The organism is Clostridium rhizosphaerae, assembly GCF_016765585.1.
In the GTDB taxonomy this organism is placed as follows: Bacteria; Bacillota; Clostridia; order Clostridiales; family Clostridiaceae; genus Clostridium_AT; species Clostridium_AT rhizosphaerae.
In genome coordinates this window covers 512,097-526,940 of record NZ_JAESWC010000002.1, presented here as the reverse complement: position 1 = coordinate 526,940, position 14,844 = coordinate 512,097, and the positions used below count along the sequence as shown (strand labels likewise).

At 31.3% G+C, this 14,844-nt stretch carries 12 protein-coding genes and 1 riboswitch; of the genes, 10 read left to right on the top strand and 2 right to left on the bottom strand.

Going from position 1 to position 14,844, the window contains the following annotated elements; translation table 11 throughout:
* Nucleotides 1-52: 52 nt before the first annotated feature.
* Nucleotides 53-231, top strand: a riboswitch (cobalamin riboswitch).
* Nucleotides 232-338: 107 nt separating this feature from the next.
* The 7 genes from JK636_RS05785 to ndk all read left to right on the top strand — a co-directional run bounded on the left by JK636_RS05785 (nucleotide 339) and on the right by ndk (nucleotide 7,190).
* Complete coding sequence (locus JK636_RS05785) at nucleotides 339-1,217, top strand: energy-coupling factor transporter transmembrane component T (RefSeq protein ID WP_202747873.1); 879 nt, start codon at nucleotides 339-341, stop codon at nucleotides 1,215-1,217.
* Nucleotides 1,204-2,826 (top strand): ABC transporter ATP-binding protein, encoded by a 1,623-nt coding sequence (locus JK636_RS05780; protein ID WP_202747872.1) that lies wholly within the window; start codon nucleotides 1,204-1,206, stop codon nucleotides 2,824-2,826. The genes JK636_RS05785 and JK636_RS05780 overlap by 14 nt, the downstream gene beginning before the upstream one ends.
* The gene (locus tag JK636_RS05775; RefSeq protein ID WP_202747871.1) at nucleotides 2,823-3,509 is read left to right on the top strand and encodes an ECF transporter S component; all 687 of its coding nucleotides are present in this window, start codon (nucleotides 2,823-2,825) and stop codon (nucleotides 3,507-3,509) included. Before JK636_RS05780 ends, JK636_RS05775 begins: the two co-directional genes overlap by 4 nt.
* A gap of 17 nt (nucleotides 3,510-3,526) precedes the next feature.
* Nucleotides 3,527-5,356 (top strand): DUF4430 domain-containing protein, encoded by a 1,830-nt coding sequence (locus JK636_RS05770; protein ID WP_202747870.1) that lies wholly within the window; start codon nucleotides 3,527-3,529, stop codon nucleotides 5,354-5,356.
* 73 nt (nucleotides 5,357-5,429) lie between these two features.
* Complete coding sequence (locus JK636_RS05765; protein WP_202747869.1) at nucleotides 5,430-6,146, top strand: DUF4430 domain-containing protein; 717 nt, start codon at nucleotides 5,430-5,432, stop codon at nucleotides 6,144-6,146.
* Between the two features lie 292 nt (nucleotides 6,147-6,438).
* Nucleotides 6,439-6,663, top strand: a complete 225-nt coding sequence (locus tag JK636_RS05760) for a hypothetical protein (RefSeq protein ID WP_202747868.1) — start codon at nucleotides 6,439-6,441, stop codon at nucleotides 6,661-6,663.
* 119 nt (nucleotides 6,664-6,782) lie between these two features.
* Nucleotides 6,783-7,190, top strand: a complete 408-nt coding sequence (gene ndk / locus JK636_RS05755; protein ID WP_202747867.1) for a nucleoside-diphosphate kinase — start codon at nucleotides 6,783-6,785, stop codon at nucleotides 7,188-7,190.
* 25 nt (nucleotides 7,191-7,215) lie between these two features.
* Here ndk and JK636_RS05750 read toward each other — a convergent pair whose 3' ends face one another.
* Nucleotides 7,216-7,578: an iron-sulfur cluster biosynthesis family protein gene (locus tag JK636_RS05750; RefSeq protein WP_202747866.1), complete on the bottom strand. Its 363-nt coding sequence runs from the start codon at nucleotides 7,576-7,578 to the stop codon at nucleotides 7,216-7,218.
* Nucleotides 7,579-7,580: 2 nt separating this feature from the next.
* Nucleotides 7,581-9,059 carry a nicotinate phosphoribosyltransferase gene (locus JK636_RS05745; RefSeq protein ID WP_202747865.1) on the bottom strand — a complete coding sequence of 493 codons (1,479 nt, stop codon included), beginning with the start codon at nucleotides 9,057-9,059 and terminating at the stop codon, nucleotides 7,581-7,583.
* 163 nt (nucleotides 9,060-9,222) lie between these two features.
* Here JK636_RS05745 and JK636_RS05740 point away from each other — a divergent pair, with 163 nt between their 5' ends.
* The 3 genes from JK636_RS05740 to JK636_RS05730 all read left to right on the top strand — a co-directional run bounded on the left by JK636_RS05740 (nucleotide 9,223) and on the right by JK636_RS05730 (nucleotide 14,798).
* Nucleotides 9,223-11,430 (top strand): ATP-dependent helicase, encoded by a 2,208-nt coding sequence (locus JK636_RS05740; RefSeq protein WP_202747864.1) that lies wholly within the window; start codon nucleotides 9,223-9,225, stop codon nucleotides 11,428-11,430.
* Between the two features lie 124 nt (nucleotides 11,431-11,554).
* Nucleotides 11,555-13,597 (top strand): cell division protein FtsA, encoded by a 2,043-nt coding sequence (locus JK636_RS05735; RefSeq protein ID WP_202747863.1) that lies wholly within the window; start codon nucleotides 11,555-11,557, stop codon nucleotides 13,595-13,597.
* 31 nt (nucleotides 13,598-13,628) lie between these two features.
* A complete protein-coding gene (locus JK636_RS05730) occupies nucleotides 13,629-14,798 on the top strand; it encodes a M20 metallopeptidase family protein (RefSeq protein WP_202747862.1) in 1,170 nt (389 codons plus the stop codon).
* Nucleotides 14,799-14,844: the final 46 nt, after the last annotated feature.

Genomic DNA, 14,844 nt, shown 5'->3' with positions numbered 1-14,844 from the left:
CATTTAATATTAATATATTTTTAAAAGTTTATATTGAAAATCTTATAATTAGATGTTAAACTAAAAATGAACTTAATATCAGATTGTGTAAGGGAATGCGGTCAAATGCCGCAACAGCCCCCGCTACTGTAGGCACAGACAATTGATACAATGCCACTTGATAATTATCAGGGAAGGGTATCAGGAGGAAGAAGTGCAAGTCAGGATATCTTACATAATTTTGGTTAACATCCTTCGGCGGGAAGGCAATGGTAGTTTAATCAATAAGGATTATTATGCCAAGCTTTTCCAAAGCTTGGTTTTTTTGTGTGTAAAATAAATGTTTGATTGGTGGAAATATGGATAATTATTATAAAATTTTTCATGTTGTAAGTCCTATAATATTCAGCGTAATGCTTTTTATTATAACTTTTTCAACTAACAATCCAATAATTTTGCTTTGCATATTTTGCATCAGTGTATTAGTATTTGCAAGCAGTAAAAATTATAAAAAATTAAAAATGGGATTTATTATGTTTATACCTCTTTCTGTAATAACAATTATTATTAATATGATATTTGTTCAGCAGGGAAGAATAGTATTATTTTCTTTTGGGAGCAGAAATGTTACTTTAGAATCCTTAATTTATGCTTTTATATTATCTTTTAAATTGCTGCTTATCATATATATTTTTTCTATGCTTGGCATAATGATAGATACAGATAGAACTGTATCATATTTTTCAATGATTATGCCTAAAACCACATTAACTTTTATGATAGCCCTAAAACTTTTTCCTGCAATGAAAAGAAGGCTTGCTAATCTTAGAGAAATATACAGTATTAGAGGTATAGAGTATGATGGAAAGAAGAAAAAAGATAAAATACTAAGCTACTTGCCAATACTATCTGTACTTCTTGAGGATTCACTTGAAAAATCCTTCGATATTGGTGAAGCGGCTTATGTTAGAGGATTCTTAAGTACAAAGAGGAGTATTTACGACAAACAGAAATACAGATTATATGATTGTGTTCTTATTTTTTCTAGTTTATTTATTATGTTGTTTTATTTAGTTACAAATATTTTAGGCTTAGACAGCTATGATATATATAGCTGCGATATTAGAACATTCTTAATTAACAAAGGCAGTTTGCTGATGAGTGTAATATTTATTCTATTATTTATAGAACTTTTGATATTTTGGAGAAAGCTAGTGGTGACATATGAAATATATTAGTATTAAAGATTTGAATTATAAGTATCCTGACTCAGACAGCTGGACTCTTCAAAATGTAAGCCTTGATATTGAAAAAGGAGACATGATCTTAGTTTTAGGTGATTCAGGTTCAGGAAAATCTACTTTAGCTAAATGTATAACAGGTGCCGTACCGAATTTCTACGGTGGAACTTTAGGGGGGAATATATTTATAAAAGAAATAAATATAAAAGATATGGAACATGTAAGCAGAGCTAAAGAAATAACTATGTTGTTCCAAGATCCTGAAAGACAGCTTGTTATGGATAAAGTACATAGAGAAATTGCCTTTGGACTTGAAAACATTGGTATAGAAGAAAATCAGTTTAAAAGAAGAATTTGGGAGGTCCTTGAATTTTTAAATATTGAGGACTTGGCCTATAGAGATATAAGTACATTATCAGGAGGACAAAAGCAAAAGGTTGCAATAGCTTCTGCAGTAGCATATATGCCTGGTTGTATTATACTGGATGAACCTACCTCGCAGTTGGATCCTTCTGCAGCAGAAGAAGTAATTAATATTGTAAAAAAAATTAATGAAGAACTTGGAATTACAGTTATAATCATTGAGCAAAAAATAGGGAAATGGTTTGATTATGCTGATCAGATTGTTGTTTTAAGAGAAGGAAAAGTTGTTCATAGTGGAGATAAAAAATCAATTTATAAAAGTAATGAAGAATATGTAGCAGAATTTCTTCCAACATATCTTAAACTTTTTAAAGCCTTTAAAGTTGAAACCTATCCAAGCAATCTTAAAGAGGGAAGAAAACTTCTTGAAGATTATCATAGGGTGAACGTTAAAAGCAGCGAAAGAATACTATCTGAGGATAATTTAATAGAAATAAAAAACTTAGAATGCAGATATGGAAAGTTTCAAGCCTTAAGAGAATTTAATTTAAATATAAAGAAAGAAAACTTCTTAGGAGTTATAGGATCAAATGGAGCTGGCAAAAGCACGCTTTTAAAAGCCATAATGGGGCTTGTTGATTATTCAGGAAGCATAAAAGTTTTTGATAGGGAAGTGAAAAAATATAAATTAAAGGAATTAGCTAGAACTATAGGTTATGTTGCACAAAATCCTAATGATTATATATCAAGAGATACAGTATATGAGGAATTAAAATTTACTTTAGATAATTATAAGATAGATGATGATAGACTAATTGAAGAAACTCTAAAAAATTTAGATATACTTCATTTAAAGGATAAAAATCCTAGAGATACAAGCGGGGGAGAAAGACAGAGAATAGCTATTGCTTCTATACTTGTGCTTAAGCCTAAGATACTACTTTTAGACGAACCTACCAGAGGACTTCATGGCAGAGCAAGGCTAAAACTTGGAGAAACTCTAAAGAAGTTAAATGAAGAGGGAACAACTATAATCATGATTACTCATGATATAGAGTTTGCGGCACAATTTTGCAATAAGTTTCTACTTATATTTGATGGAAAAAAAGCAGCAGAAGGAAGCAAAGAAGAAGTGCTAAGTAATGGAATATACTACACTACTGTTATTAATAAGCTTTTAAGAGATGCAGATGAACATATTTTTACACTAGAACAGGCTTTGCAGGGAGAAATAAAGAGATGAAAAAAATCAGTGTATTTATCACTTTCTTAATTATAGTTGGCCTCCTGGTTTTATCATTTATAAGTAAAAGCAGTGACAAACTGCCTCTTATATTTACCTTAGCAGTATTTTCTGTTATTATTTTAAGCTACTTTTACTTTGAAAAGAGTGCAATGGGTACAAAGGAGATAGCTCTGATAGCTACATTAAGTACTTTTGCAGCAGTATCAAGGGCAGCTTTTGCAGCTTTTCCAAATATTAAACCTACCACGTTTCTTGTAGCCTTATCAGGATATGTATTCGGTCCTTATGAAGGGTTTTTGATTGGAAGTACCGCTGGTTTTATATCTAATATATTTTTAGGTCAAGGGCCGTGGACTCCTTGGCAGATGTTTTCCTGGGGATTAGTTGGCGCCATCTCAGGAAGCATTGGAAAAAGAAATGAAAAAATTTCTGCAGAAGTTTTTTCCTGTTTATGTTTTGCGTATGGTTTTTTATTTGATTGGATAATGAATCTATGGCATGTGCTTGGGTTTATAAAACCATTAAATTTAAAAACAATAGCCGCTGCATATTTGTCCGGAATTACCTTTGACATAATGCATGCAGCTTCAAGTTTTATATTTTGTATTATTTTCTACGACAGTTTTCTTAAAGTTTTAAGAAGATTTAAAAGAAGGCTGGAAGTAAGTTATATTAAGTGATGGAGGGAAGATTAAATATGAAAAATAGTTTTAAGACAAAGATATTAAGTATGATGCTTGTTTTTAGTATAATACTTGGTCAGATGGTGGGAGTAGGAAGCTTTAAAGTTAAAGCAGCTGGTAATATTACTGTACAGGTCGTTGTTGAAGATAACAAGAAAGTTTTAACAGATGATTCGGTACAATTGTCCTCTGATGATACAAAGGCTTCAAAGGCAATGATTACTGCTTTAGATAAAAAGGGAATTAGTGATCACTCAATACTAGGTGGATTTATAACTTCAATAAATGGGTTAACAGGTGGAAGTACATCATATTGGATGTATGCGGTAAAAAGAAATAACAACTATGTCAGCATAGATCTTGGAATTGAAAGTTTTCAACTTCAAGATGGAGATAAGCTAATTGTATATTATGCTGGAAATAATACTTTAGCAGCAGATAAAATTTCTTATTCCACAAATTTATCTAATAGTCCGTTAACCATTACATTACAAGGCAGCTACTGGGGTGGCTCAATAAAACCAATATCAAATGTGGAAGTAGTAGTCTATAATAATATTTCAAATAAAACAGAAAATGTAACTGTTAGTGAAAACAAAGTAAATATTCCTTCAGGTCTTTCAGAAGGAAAGTATACACTTAAGGTAAGTGATTTTAATAATCAAAGTGGTACACCTAATGTAGTTGCAGACAGTTTCGACTTTACAATAACTTCAGCTCCGCAAACAAATACACCTAGCGATAACTCAAATAATACTTCAAGCAGTCCATATGACAGAGACAATACAAAAGTAGTTAAGGATGTTCAAACTGATTTGACAAACACCTCTAACTACATAAAGAATAAAAGTGCTGGAGATGCCTGGTCAATAATAAGTATGGCTAAATTAGGCTTAAAACCTGACTTGACTTTCATTAATCAAAGTGCAGCTGATATAAAAAAGAATAATGGTGTTGCCGATTATACTAATACTGATTTAGAAAAATTGATTATGGTTTTAACTGCTGCAGGATATTCACCATATAGTTTTATGGGTTATAATCTTGTATCAGAGCTTTACAATAGGGATATAGATTCCTTCCTAATTAACGATGCTATATACGGATTAATGACTTATAACTACGCAAATATAACAGGTAATTACACTATTAGTAAAGATAAGCTTATTGACTTAATATTAAAGGATAAACTTGCTTATAAAAAGGATAATACTGATATAACAGGATGGGCACTTTCTGGAAATGCAATAAATCCAGATATAACCGGACTTGCAATTAATGCTTTGTCACCATATTATAAGGATAATGCAAGCGTAAAGACTGCAGTTGATGCTTCTGTTGCAAGCTTGTCAAAGCTTCAAACTGAAAGCGGTTATTTGGCTGATAGTTATGGATATTCAAGCGAAAGCTTGGATGTGGTAATACTTGGATTAACTTCTATTGGCGTTAATCCTGAGGGTGATAAATTTAAAAAATCGAAGGGTGACTTGGTATCTGCTATGCTTTCATTTAAGGGAACTGACGGTCAGTTTAAGCACAGCATAGATGGAAAGAATGACTTTATTGCTACTGAAGAGGCTTTAAGAGCGTTAATATCTCTAAAGGAGTTCAAAACAAAGGGTATCTATAATTATTACAGCAGCAGTATAGATAGTGCTAAGCTACCTGTATTTGCAATGAGTGGAGAAGAACCATCAAAAGCTACCGCAGTTGAATCGGAGAATCAGAAAGTACTTCCGCAGACAGGTTCATCTGTAGACTCAAATGTTTTATATACTTTAGGAACAATTATAACATTAACAGGTTTATTCTTTATTCTAAGAACAAAACCATCAATAAAATAAATTACTAAAGATAAGTCCTGATCCTTTGGGTCGGGACTTTATGGCTTGAATTAATTGAAAGGGGCAGTTTTAGATGAAGAAAAAGTTCATGTTAATTGGAGTTATGCTTGTTGTTTGTTTTGGAATACTCTTTGGAATAAAAAGTATTCAAAAAACACCTGCTACTGGTGAAGTACAAAACAATTCTGTTGCCGCTGAGAACGTCATTAAAGAAGAGGCTCAAAAAGAAGAGAGCAAACAAGAAAAAAACAATGATAGTCAAACATTAGCTGCTAGTGAAAATTCAAATCAAAACAGCGCGACAAGTAATGCTGAAACTGATACAGCTAAAACACAAGAACAAAACAAGTCAGAGGTGACTAAGCCAGCGGCTAAGGCTAATACAGCTGCCAGCAACAGTACTGCAAATAACAACAAAGCAACAAGTAGCAATAGCACAACAAATAATACAAAAATAGATACTCAAAAGCCAGTTGCACAAGAACCAAATTTAATTATCACTAATACTATAACAGGAGAAAAGATATTGGAAACAAACATGAGTTTTGATGGAATGACTGCTGCACAAGCTACTATAACTGAATTGAATAAGAAGGGAATACACTATACCCCTCAAGGTGCTGGTGAATCGATTTACTTTAGCGAAATTAATAAATTAGTGGCTAAAGGTATTAGTGGCTGGTGTTACTATGTAAATGGGAAAAAAATGAACGTAGGCTCAGGAGCTTATACGTTGAAAAAGGAAGATAAATTAGAATGGAAATATCTAAAAGATGGATTATCTAATTAATAGTTAGGCGCTGTTTAATAATAGTATTTATATAAGTATGTTCTTTGATATTATAGGGAGCTAACCTACTGCAAACCTGCATGATTGCAGTAAATATTTACATATTCAAATATATTTATAGGCTTATATTTAAATATGTGAATAATAAAAAGAGCATTACTCTCTTTTAACAAAGCCAATACGTAAACAAATACAAATTTAATAAAAATTTAATATTCTAAAAATTACTTCATTTTTTATAAAGTTTACATTATAATGGTATAAAAGGTTTAAAAGACGGGGAGGGGAGCTCATGGCACTATGTTCTTTTTTATCCACTGCTGGAAATGAAACTGAATGTTTTTCCGAGTGTGCTTTTTATAATTGGGAAGAAAATGGGGGGATTTGTCCATTTAAAAATTTATCAGGAAATAGATTAGGAAAATTTAAAGATTTGTTTCAATATAATCTATTTGGAGAAGAAGGATTAAATATAAAAGAAATTGATGAGTACTATGTAGAAGAAGAATTTGTTTAGTAAATATAAAAATACACTTGTTAACTTTATTAAACGAGTGTATTTTTTTATGAATAAAATAAAGAAGAATATGGTAAAATAGTGCATAATTAAAATTAACTTGACAAGGAGGTATATATATGGAAAGAACGCTAGTGCTTATTAAGCCTGATGGTATAGAAAGAAAACTTATCGGTGAAATAATCAGCATATATGAAAAAAAGAACTTAAAGATAGTTGGCTTAAAAATGCTTAAAGCAACAAGAGAACTAGCTGAAAAACACTATGAGGAGCACAAAGGAAGAGAGTATTTTGAAGAGCTTATAGAATATATAACAGAGGATAGTATATGCGCTTTAGTTATTGAAGGAGAACATGTTATTGATAACATTAGAAAAGTTAATGGAGATAAAGATCCGTTAAAAGTTGATATGGGAAGCATTAGAGGAAAGTATTCATCTAATAAGACAAGAAATCTTGTGCATGCCTCTGATTGCATAGAAAGCGCAGAGCGCGAAATAGGAATTTGGTTTCCAGAATTAATTTAAAAAGATGGCATATAGCCATCTTTTATTATGCTCCACATTTTGATGAGCAAGAGCCATCGTTTTTACAGCCGTGATTACATGTGGTACAATCTTTAATTATTTCTTTACGTAAAAGTGTTTTTAACATAAGAGAAGAATTTCTGTAAACAACAGTAATTTCTTTTATATTTTCTAAAACTTCAGAATCATATATTATCGGAAGCTTATCTATACTTTCTTCAATATCATTACTTTTAGAATTATCAAGAAATATATCTATCTTAGAGCTTCCACAGCAGCCGTCTTTATACTTGAATCTTAAATGAGAGAACTCAGGACAATTATGAAGTATATTTAATAACTCTTCATAAGCCTTTTCGGATATTCTTATTTTAACTTTTTCATTCATGATTATTCCTCATATATATCGGAATATTGGTGAAGTAAGCTTTGCTTTAATTTCCAAAGCTTCGTTGACAAATCTACATAGAATGTATGAGGATTTTCAAAACGCAAAACTTCAGACCAAAGCTTTTCAGTTTCCTGCTTAGCATATTCCTTTATTTCCATAACACTAGGGCTTTCATATATAGGCTGACCTTTATCGAATATTTTAACGAGCAAGTCTTTTACATAGTAATTTTTTAATTTCTTTCTCTTCCAGGTATGAACTGGATTAAATATTTCTAAAGGCTTGCTTTCGTCTATTGATTCGTCATTTAAAGTTATTAAGTCTGCCATAGCCTTATCAGTATTTTTTTCAAAAATCCTATATATTTTTTTGAAACCAGGATTAGTAATCTTTTCTTCATTTTCGCTGATTTTTATTTTTGGAATAATTTGATTACCATCTTCAATAGCAACTAATTTGTAAACCCCTCCAAATACTGGTTCAGATTTTGCGGTTATAAGTCTTTCGCCTACACCAAAAGCATCAACTTGTGCTCCTTGACTTAGAACATCCCTTATTATATATTCATCAAGAGAATTTGAGATAACAATCTTACAGTCAGGATATCCAGCTTTATCTAAAAATTCCCTGCACTTTTTAGTTAAATAAGTTATATCTCCACTGTCTATTCTAATTCCTTTAGGTCTGAATCCCTGAGGTTTTAAAACTTCATCAAATACCTTTATAGCATTTGGAAGTCCCGATTTTAATACATTATAGGTGTCAATTAATAGTGTGCAGTTATCTGGATAGGTTTTCGCCCAAGCTGCAAAAGATTCGTATTCAGTAGCAAATAGCTGAACCCAACTGTGAGCCATTGTCCCAGCAGCAGGTATACCGAACATCTCTTCAGCAATAGTACATGCAGAAGAAGAACACCCGCCTATAACAGCGGCACGTGCACCATAAATAGCACCATCATAGCCTTGAGCCCTTCTTGAACCAAATTCCATAACGGGCTTTGCTTCAGCAGCTCTGCATATTCTATTTGCTTTTGTAGCAATTAGGGTTTGATGGTTTATTGTAAGAAGTATCATAGTTTCTACAAATTGTGCCTGAATAATAGGACCTTTCACCATAACTAAAGGTTCGTTAGGGAAAACTGGATTACCTTCTGGTATAGCCCATACATCACAGGTGAACTTAAAGTTTTCAAGGTAGTTTAAAAAGTTATCAGAAAAAGTATTTTTAGATCTTAGATAATTTATATCATCCTTTGTGAAGCTTAGACTAGACATATATTCAATAAGCTGTTGAACCCCAGCCATAATGCAATAGCCTCCGCCGTCTGGTACTCTTCTGAAAAACATATCGAAGTAGGCGATTTTATCTCCTACATTATTATCTAAATATCCATTTGCCATAGTTAGTTCATAGAAATCTACAAGCATTGTAAGATTTCTTTCATTTCTAACATTAAAGTTTTTAATATATTCCATTATGATTCGCTCCTATGCCAAAAAATAGTTTTTTATAGACATTCTTATTTTAATCCTCTAAAGTAATTATTACAATAGAATTTTGTTTATATGCATTGTATATATTATGTAAAATAGATTTTATGTCAATAATTATGAGTAAATTAGATAAGGGTGAAGTTGTATGATGAAAAATAGTATAAATAGTGAATACTTTAAGATGAGAGACTCAATTATTGAGATGGAATTTGACTATCTTGACGAGCAGCAGAAAAAAGCTGTTTTTAACAATAATAAGAATTCCTTGGTTCTCGCATGCCCGGGTTCAGGTAAAACTACAGTACTTATTAATAGAGTAGTATATTTAGTTAAGTATGGTGAAACATATCAAAGTGAACATGTTCCAGAAAATATTAGTCTAAGTGATATAGAAAATTTGAAAGAGTATGTTATAAATAAGAAAGCTAAAAAGAAGGTAACATTAGATCAAAGACTTACTTATCTTCTAGGCTTTAAAAAGGTTAATTCTAATAACATAATTGTAATAACTTTTACCAAAGCCGCTGCAGCTAATATGAAGAAAAGATTTGAAAACTTAAGTAAAGGTATGGAGGGAATGCCTTTTTTCGGGACCTTTCATGGCTTGTTTTATAAAATTCTATTAAGGCATTTCGGAAAAATTCATTTAATAGATAGTAGTGAAGGTTATAGGTTAATATCTAATATATTATTATCTCATATGGAGGAGATAAACGAAGATAAAATTAAGGAAGTAAGAACTAAAATCTCTCTATTTAAATGCGGGGACGGTGATTTAGAAAGTTTTGATACAAATATTGATAAAAAAATATTTACAGATTGTTTTGAGTCTTATGAAAGATATAAAGAAGAAAAGAATCTTATGGATTTTGACGATTTGCAAATTAAGTTTAGAGAATTTATAAATAGCAATTCTAAAATACTTAATTATTACAGTAAAGGCTTTAAGTATATGCTTATAGATGAATTTCAAGATTGTGATAATATACAGCTTGAAATTTTAAAGCTATTGAATCAATATAATTCAATATTTGCTGTTGGTGATGAAGACCAATGCATATATTCTTTTAGGGGCTCAAGACCAGATTATATGGTAGATTTTAATAAAAAGTTTACTGATGGAAACAAATTGTATCTGTCTACTAATTACCGGAGTACTAAAAACATAGTCTCAGCTGCGGCTAATATTATTAAAAACAATACTATGAGAAATGAAAAGAGTATGAATGCGTTTAGAGATGAAAATAAGAGTTTTGAAATTTTAAGTTGTTATGATGACAATTCTCAGGCTGAGACTATAGCTTTAAACATTGAAAAACTTAAATCATTAACAAATTACAGCTACGAAGACAATGCAGTATTATATAGAACAAACATTGAGAGCAGAAGCCTTATTGATGCTTTTATACGAAAGAAGATACCTTTTAAGCTTTTAGATAAAGAGTACAATTTTTTTGATCATTTTATTTGTAAGGATTTGATTGCCTATCTTAAGTTAAGTATATATCCAGAGGATGCAGTTTGCTTTAAAAGAGTAATCAACAAGCCTTTTAGATTTATTAGTAAGTTAAGTTTGGAGAAAGTTAGCAGCTCTTTTATTAAAATAGATTGCTTTGAAATAATTAAGAATCTTGAGAGTACCCCTGTTTTTCAAATTAAAAATTTAGAAAAGCTTCAAAAGGATATTAACAGACTAAATAAAATGTCTCTCTATTCTGCAGTTCAATTTATTAGCGCAGATTTAGGCTATCACGACTATATAGTAGAATACAGCAAGAAATTCAAAATACAGCTTTCAGAACTTGAAGATATTATTTTTGAATTTAGGGAGGCAGCCTCACAATATAATTCTATAATTAGTTTTATGGCACACGTAGAGCAAGTAAAGGAAGAGCTTCAAAATAACAATAAAAACTCTAATAAAGATGCTGTTACACTTAGCACTGTTCACGGGGTAAAAGGAATGGAATTTAAAAATGTGTTTATTATTAATTGTGTTGAGGAATATATGCCTCATGTTAACAGCATGGAAGATAGTTTGGAGGAAGAGAGAAGGCTATTTTACGTAGCTTTAACAAGAGCTATAGATAATGAATTTATATGTATTCCTAAAAACGTTAGAGGAAAGCTTAAGAAGCCTTCAAGATTTATTGAAGAATGTAAAATTAATATCTTTGAAAATCTTCAGGCTATGTATGCTGAAGGTGAAGAGGTAATTCATAATTCTTTTGGAAAAGGCAAAATTTTAAATATAGACAACAATGTAGTAGAAATACAGTTTGGAAACAGTATAAATAGAAAATTCGATATTGTAGTACTTCATAACAATGGTATTATAAAAAAGTTAAGCTGAGTTAGCAATTTACAAGTCTTAATTTGTTGAATAGTGATAAATATTGGTATATAATTTTATTATAAGTTTTGCTCATATTCATAGAATATGAGCTTTTAAATTATGTATAAAAGAGGTATAAAATATGGAACTTACAAATATTAATCCTAATGATATAATATTTGCACTTGATATAGGTACACGTTCTGTAATAGGAACTGTTGGTATAGTTAGAGAAAAAAAATTTCACTGCATTGCAGAACAATATATAGAGCATGAAGAAAGAGCTATGCTTGATGGGCAAATACATGATATTAATCTAGTGGCACTTGCAGTTAACAATGTTAAAAAGAGTTTGGAAGAACAGTTAGGATTCAAGCTTAATAATGTAGCGATTGCAGCGGCAGGAAGATTCTTAAGAACTTCTGTAGCAAGATCAGACCTGCAGCTAGAATATGATAGAGAAATAGATAAGGACGTTATAAGAAGTTTAGAGCTTACCGCTGTAAAGTCAGCGGAACAGCAAATAAACAAGCAAACGGATGGTAAATTATACTGTGTTGGCTACAGTGTGAAAAATTATTATTTGAACGATTATATAATAAGCAATTTATTATCGCACAAGGGTGACAAAATATCAGTAGAAGTTATAGCAACATTTCTTCCAAGATCTGTTGTTGAAAGCTTATATGCAGTTATGAATAAGGTTAATTTAACTGTAGTAAATCTTACTCTTGAGCCTATAGCAGCTATGGAAGCAGCAATTCCAAAAAGCTTAAGACTTTTAAATCTTGCCCTTATCGATATAGGCGCGGGAACTTCTGATATAGCAATAAGCAGTAAGGATTCAATAAGTGCTTATGGAATGGTTTCTACTGCCGGAGATGAGGTTACTGAAACTATAGCTCAAAATTTTCTTGTGGATTTTAATACAGCAGAAAAGATTAAAAAAGAATGTCTAATCAAAGAAACAATTACATATATTGATGTTCTAGGTATTGAAAATGAAATAAATAGTGAAGAAGTAATAAAAGTAATAAATCCTGTTGTTAATAAAATAAGTGAAGAGATTGCCTCAAAAGTAATTGAATTAAATGGAGGAAAAGCACCTAATGCTGTGTTTCTAGTGGGCGGAGGTGCTCATACCCCAAATTTAAAAGATACACTTGCTCAAAAGTTAAACCTTCCAATGCAAAGAATTGCCATTAAAGGAAGGGAGTCGGTAACTGAATGTATATGTGTTGATAATGAACTTGGCAGCATAGGTGTTACTGTACTTGGTATAGCATTAGTGTCCATAATGAGATTAGGGCATGATTTTATAGATGTAACTCTAAATGGCAAAGTCATTAGTCTTTTTAATTCACATAAGCATACAGTTTCCGATGTTATGGTTCAAGCAGGAATAAATCCTAAGGTTCTTATTGGTCGTAATGGAAAAAGTATAAGATTTGTTTTAAATGGAATTAAAAGAATTTCTTTTGGAAGCCTAGCTTCAAATGCTGAAATAAAAGTTAATAATATTCTAAGAAACATAGATTCAGAAGTAAAAGAGGGAGACAATATAGAAATAGAGTTTGCAAAGGATGGAAGTGATGCCTGTCCAAAAATCTATGAATTTCTTCAAAAGGTTGACACATTAAGTTTCTATGTAAATGATATACTGCAAATTATTGAGCCTAAGGCCTTAGTAAATGGTGCTGAAAAAGATCTGAATAAAATAATAAATGATGGAGACGAGATTAATATCATATTTCCTAAGTCTATTAAAGATTATAAAATGTACATTGATAATAAAGAAAGTAGCTTTTTTATTGATGGAAAACCTCTTGAAAATGATTATGTTATACAAGAAGGGGATAGAATTTATAAGGAGACTTTATCTTATACAATAGAAAATAAGGAAATAGAAAAAAACTATGAGTATAAAGACGAAGAAGAACTAGAAAATCAAGAGTGCAAACCAGATGCTGTCAATTTTAAGAGCGGTGTTATAAATGTTATAGTCAATGAAAAACAGGTATATTTAAAGGATAAAGAAAAATATATATTTATAGATGTATTTGATTATATCGATTTTGATTTAACTAGAGCTAAAGGGAATCTGGTTTTACTTTTAAACAATATAAAAGCAGGTTATTATGATGAACTTAACGATGGCGATAAGATAGAAATATATTGGGAATAACTATAAAAGGATTGTATGGGAGGTAGCTACAATGAATTTTTTAGATAAAGCAAACAGTATTAAAGCTGAGCTTGTGGCTTTAAGAAGGAATTTTCATTCTCATCCGGAGCTGGGATTTGAGGAATATGAGACATCAAAAAAAATTAAAAAGTTTTTAGAAACAGAAGGAATAGAATACAAAGAAACAGCGGGTACAGGGATTTGTGCTATTATAAGAGGAACGGGAAATAAGACTATTGGACTTAGAGCAGATATAGATGCCCTGCCACTAAAGGATAATAAAGCTTGTGAATATTCTTCTAAAACACTTGGAAGAATGCATGCTTGTGGCCATGATGGTCATACTACAATTCTTATGGGCGTTGCAAAAATTTTAAACAGCATGAAATCAGAGCTTAAAGGAAATGTAAAGTTATTTTTTGAACCAGCTGAAGAAACTGTGGGCGGTGCAAGGTTTATGATTAAGGAAGGAATACTTGAAAATCCTTATGTAGATTGTGTAATCGGGCTTCATGTTGATGAAAACACAGAGGTTGGTACTATAGCAGTTAAAAGAGGAGTAGTAAATGCTGCTTCAAATCCTTTTACTATAAAAATTAAAGGAAGAGGAGGACATGGAGCTCATCCTGAAGATACGATAGATCCTATTGTTATTGCCAGTAATGTTATTATAGCTCTGCAAACAATTGTAAGCAGAGAAATACCTCCTACTGATCCAGCGGTTATAACTGTTGGAAGCATACATGGCGGAACTGCGCAAAACATAATACCGGAAGAAGTTACTATTTCGGGTATTATAAGAACGATGAGAAGTGAGCATAGAGAATATGTTAAAAAGAGGCTTGTTGAGATAGTCTCCGGGATTTCTTCTTCAATGAGAGGAATAGCGGAGATAAATATTGAGGAAAGCTATCCTTGTTTATACAATAATGATGATATGTTAGACTTAGTAGAAAACAGTGCAGGAAACATTATAGGCTTTGAAAATATTAAGAAACTTAGCAGCCCAAGCATGGGTGTGGAAAGCTTCGCGTATTTTTCTATGGAAAGGCCTTCTGCCTTCTATTATCTTGGAGTGAGGAATGAAGAAAAGGGTATAATACATCCTGCTCATGGAAGCTTGTTCGATATAGATGAAGATGCATTGCCAATAGGTGTTGCAATTCAATGTCAGGCAGCTTACGACTATTTGTCTAAATGAAACTATTAATGTTGATTTATGTAATAATATTAGTATATAATTAGTT

Coding starts and splice junctions, on each gene's coding strand:
- JK636_RS05785 (WP_202747873.1), top strand. CDS start 339: ATGGATAATTATTATAAAATTTTTCATGTTGTAAGTCCTATAATATTC.
- JK636_RS05780 (WP_202747872.1), top strand. CDS start 1,204: ATGAAATATATTAGTATTAAAGATTTGAATTATAAGTATCCTGACTCA.
- JK636_RS05775 (WP_202747871.1), top strand. CDS start 2,823: ATGAAAAAAATCAGTGTATTTATCACTTTCTTAATTATAGTTGGCCTC.
- JK636_RS05770 (WP_202747870.1), top strand. CDS start 3,527: ATGAAAAATAGTTTTAAGACAAAGATATTAAGTATGATGCTTGTTTTT.
- JK636_RS05765 (WP_202747869.1), top strand. CDS start 5,430: ATGAAGAAAAAGTTCATGTTAATTGGAGTTATGCTTGTTGTTTGTTTT.
- JK636_RS05760 (WP_202747868.1), top strand. CDS start 6,439: ATGGCACTATGTTCTTTTTTATCCACTGCTGGAAATGAAACTGAATGT.
- ndk (WP_202747867.1), top strand. CDS start 6,783: ATGGAAAGAACGCTAGTGCTTATTAAGCCTGATGGTATAGAAAGAAAA.
- JK636_RS05750 (WP_202747866.1), bottom strand. CDS start 7,578: ATGAATGAAAAAGTTAAAATAAGAATATCCGAAAAGGCTTATGAAGAG.
- JK636_RS05745 (WP_202747865.1), bottom strand. CDS start 9,059: ATGGAATATATTAAAAACTTTAATGTTAGAAATGAAAGAAATCTTACA.
- JK636_RS05740 (WP_202747864.1), top strand. CDS start 9,223: ATGATGAAAAATAGTATAAATAGTGAATACTTTAAGATGAGAGACTCA.
- JK636_RS05735 (WP_202747863.1), top strand. CDS start 11,555: ATGGAACTTACAAATATTAATCCTAATGATATAATATTTGCACTTGAT.
- JK636_RS05730 (WP_202747862.1), top strand. CDS start 13,629: ATGAATTTTTTAGATAAAGCAAACAGTATTAAAGCTGAGCTTGTGGCT.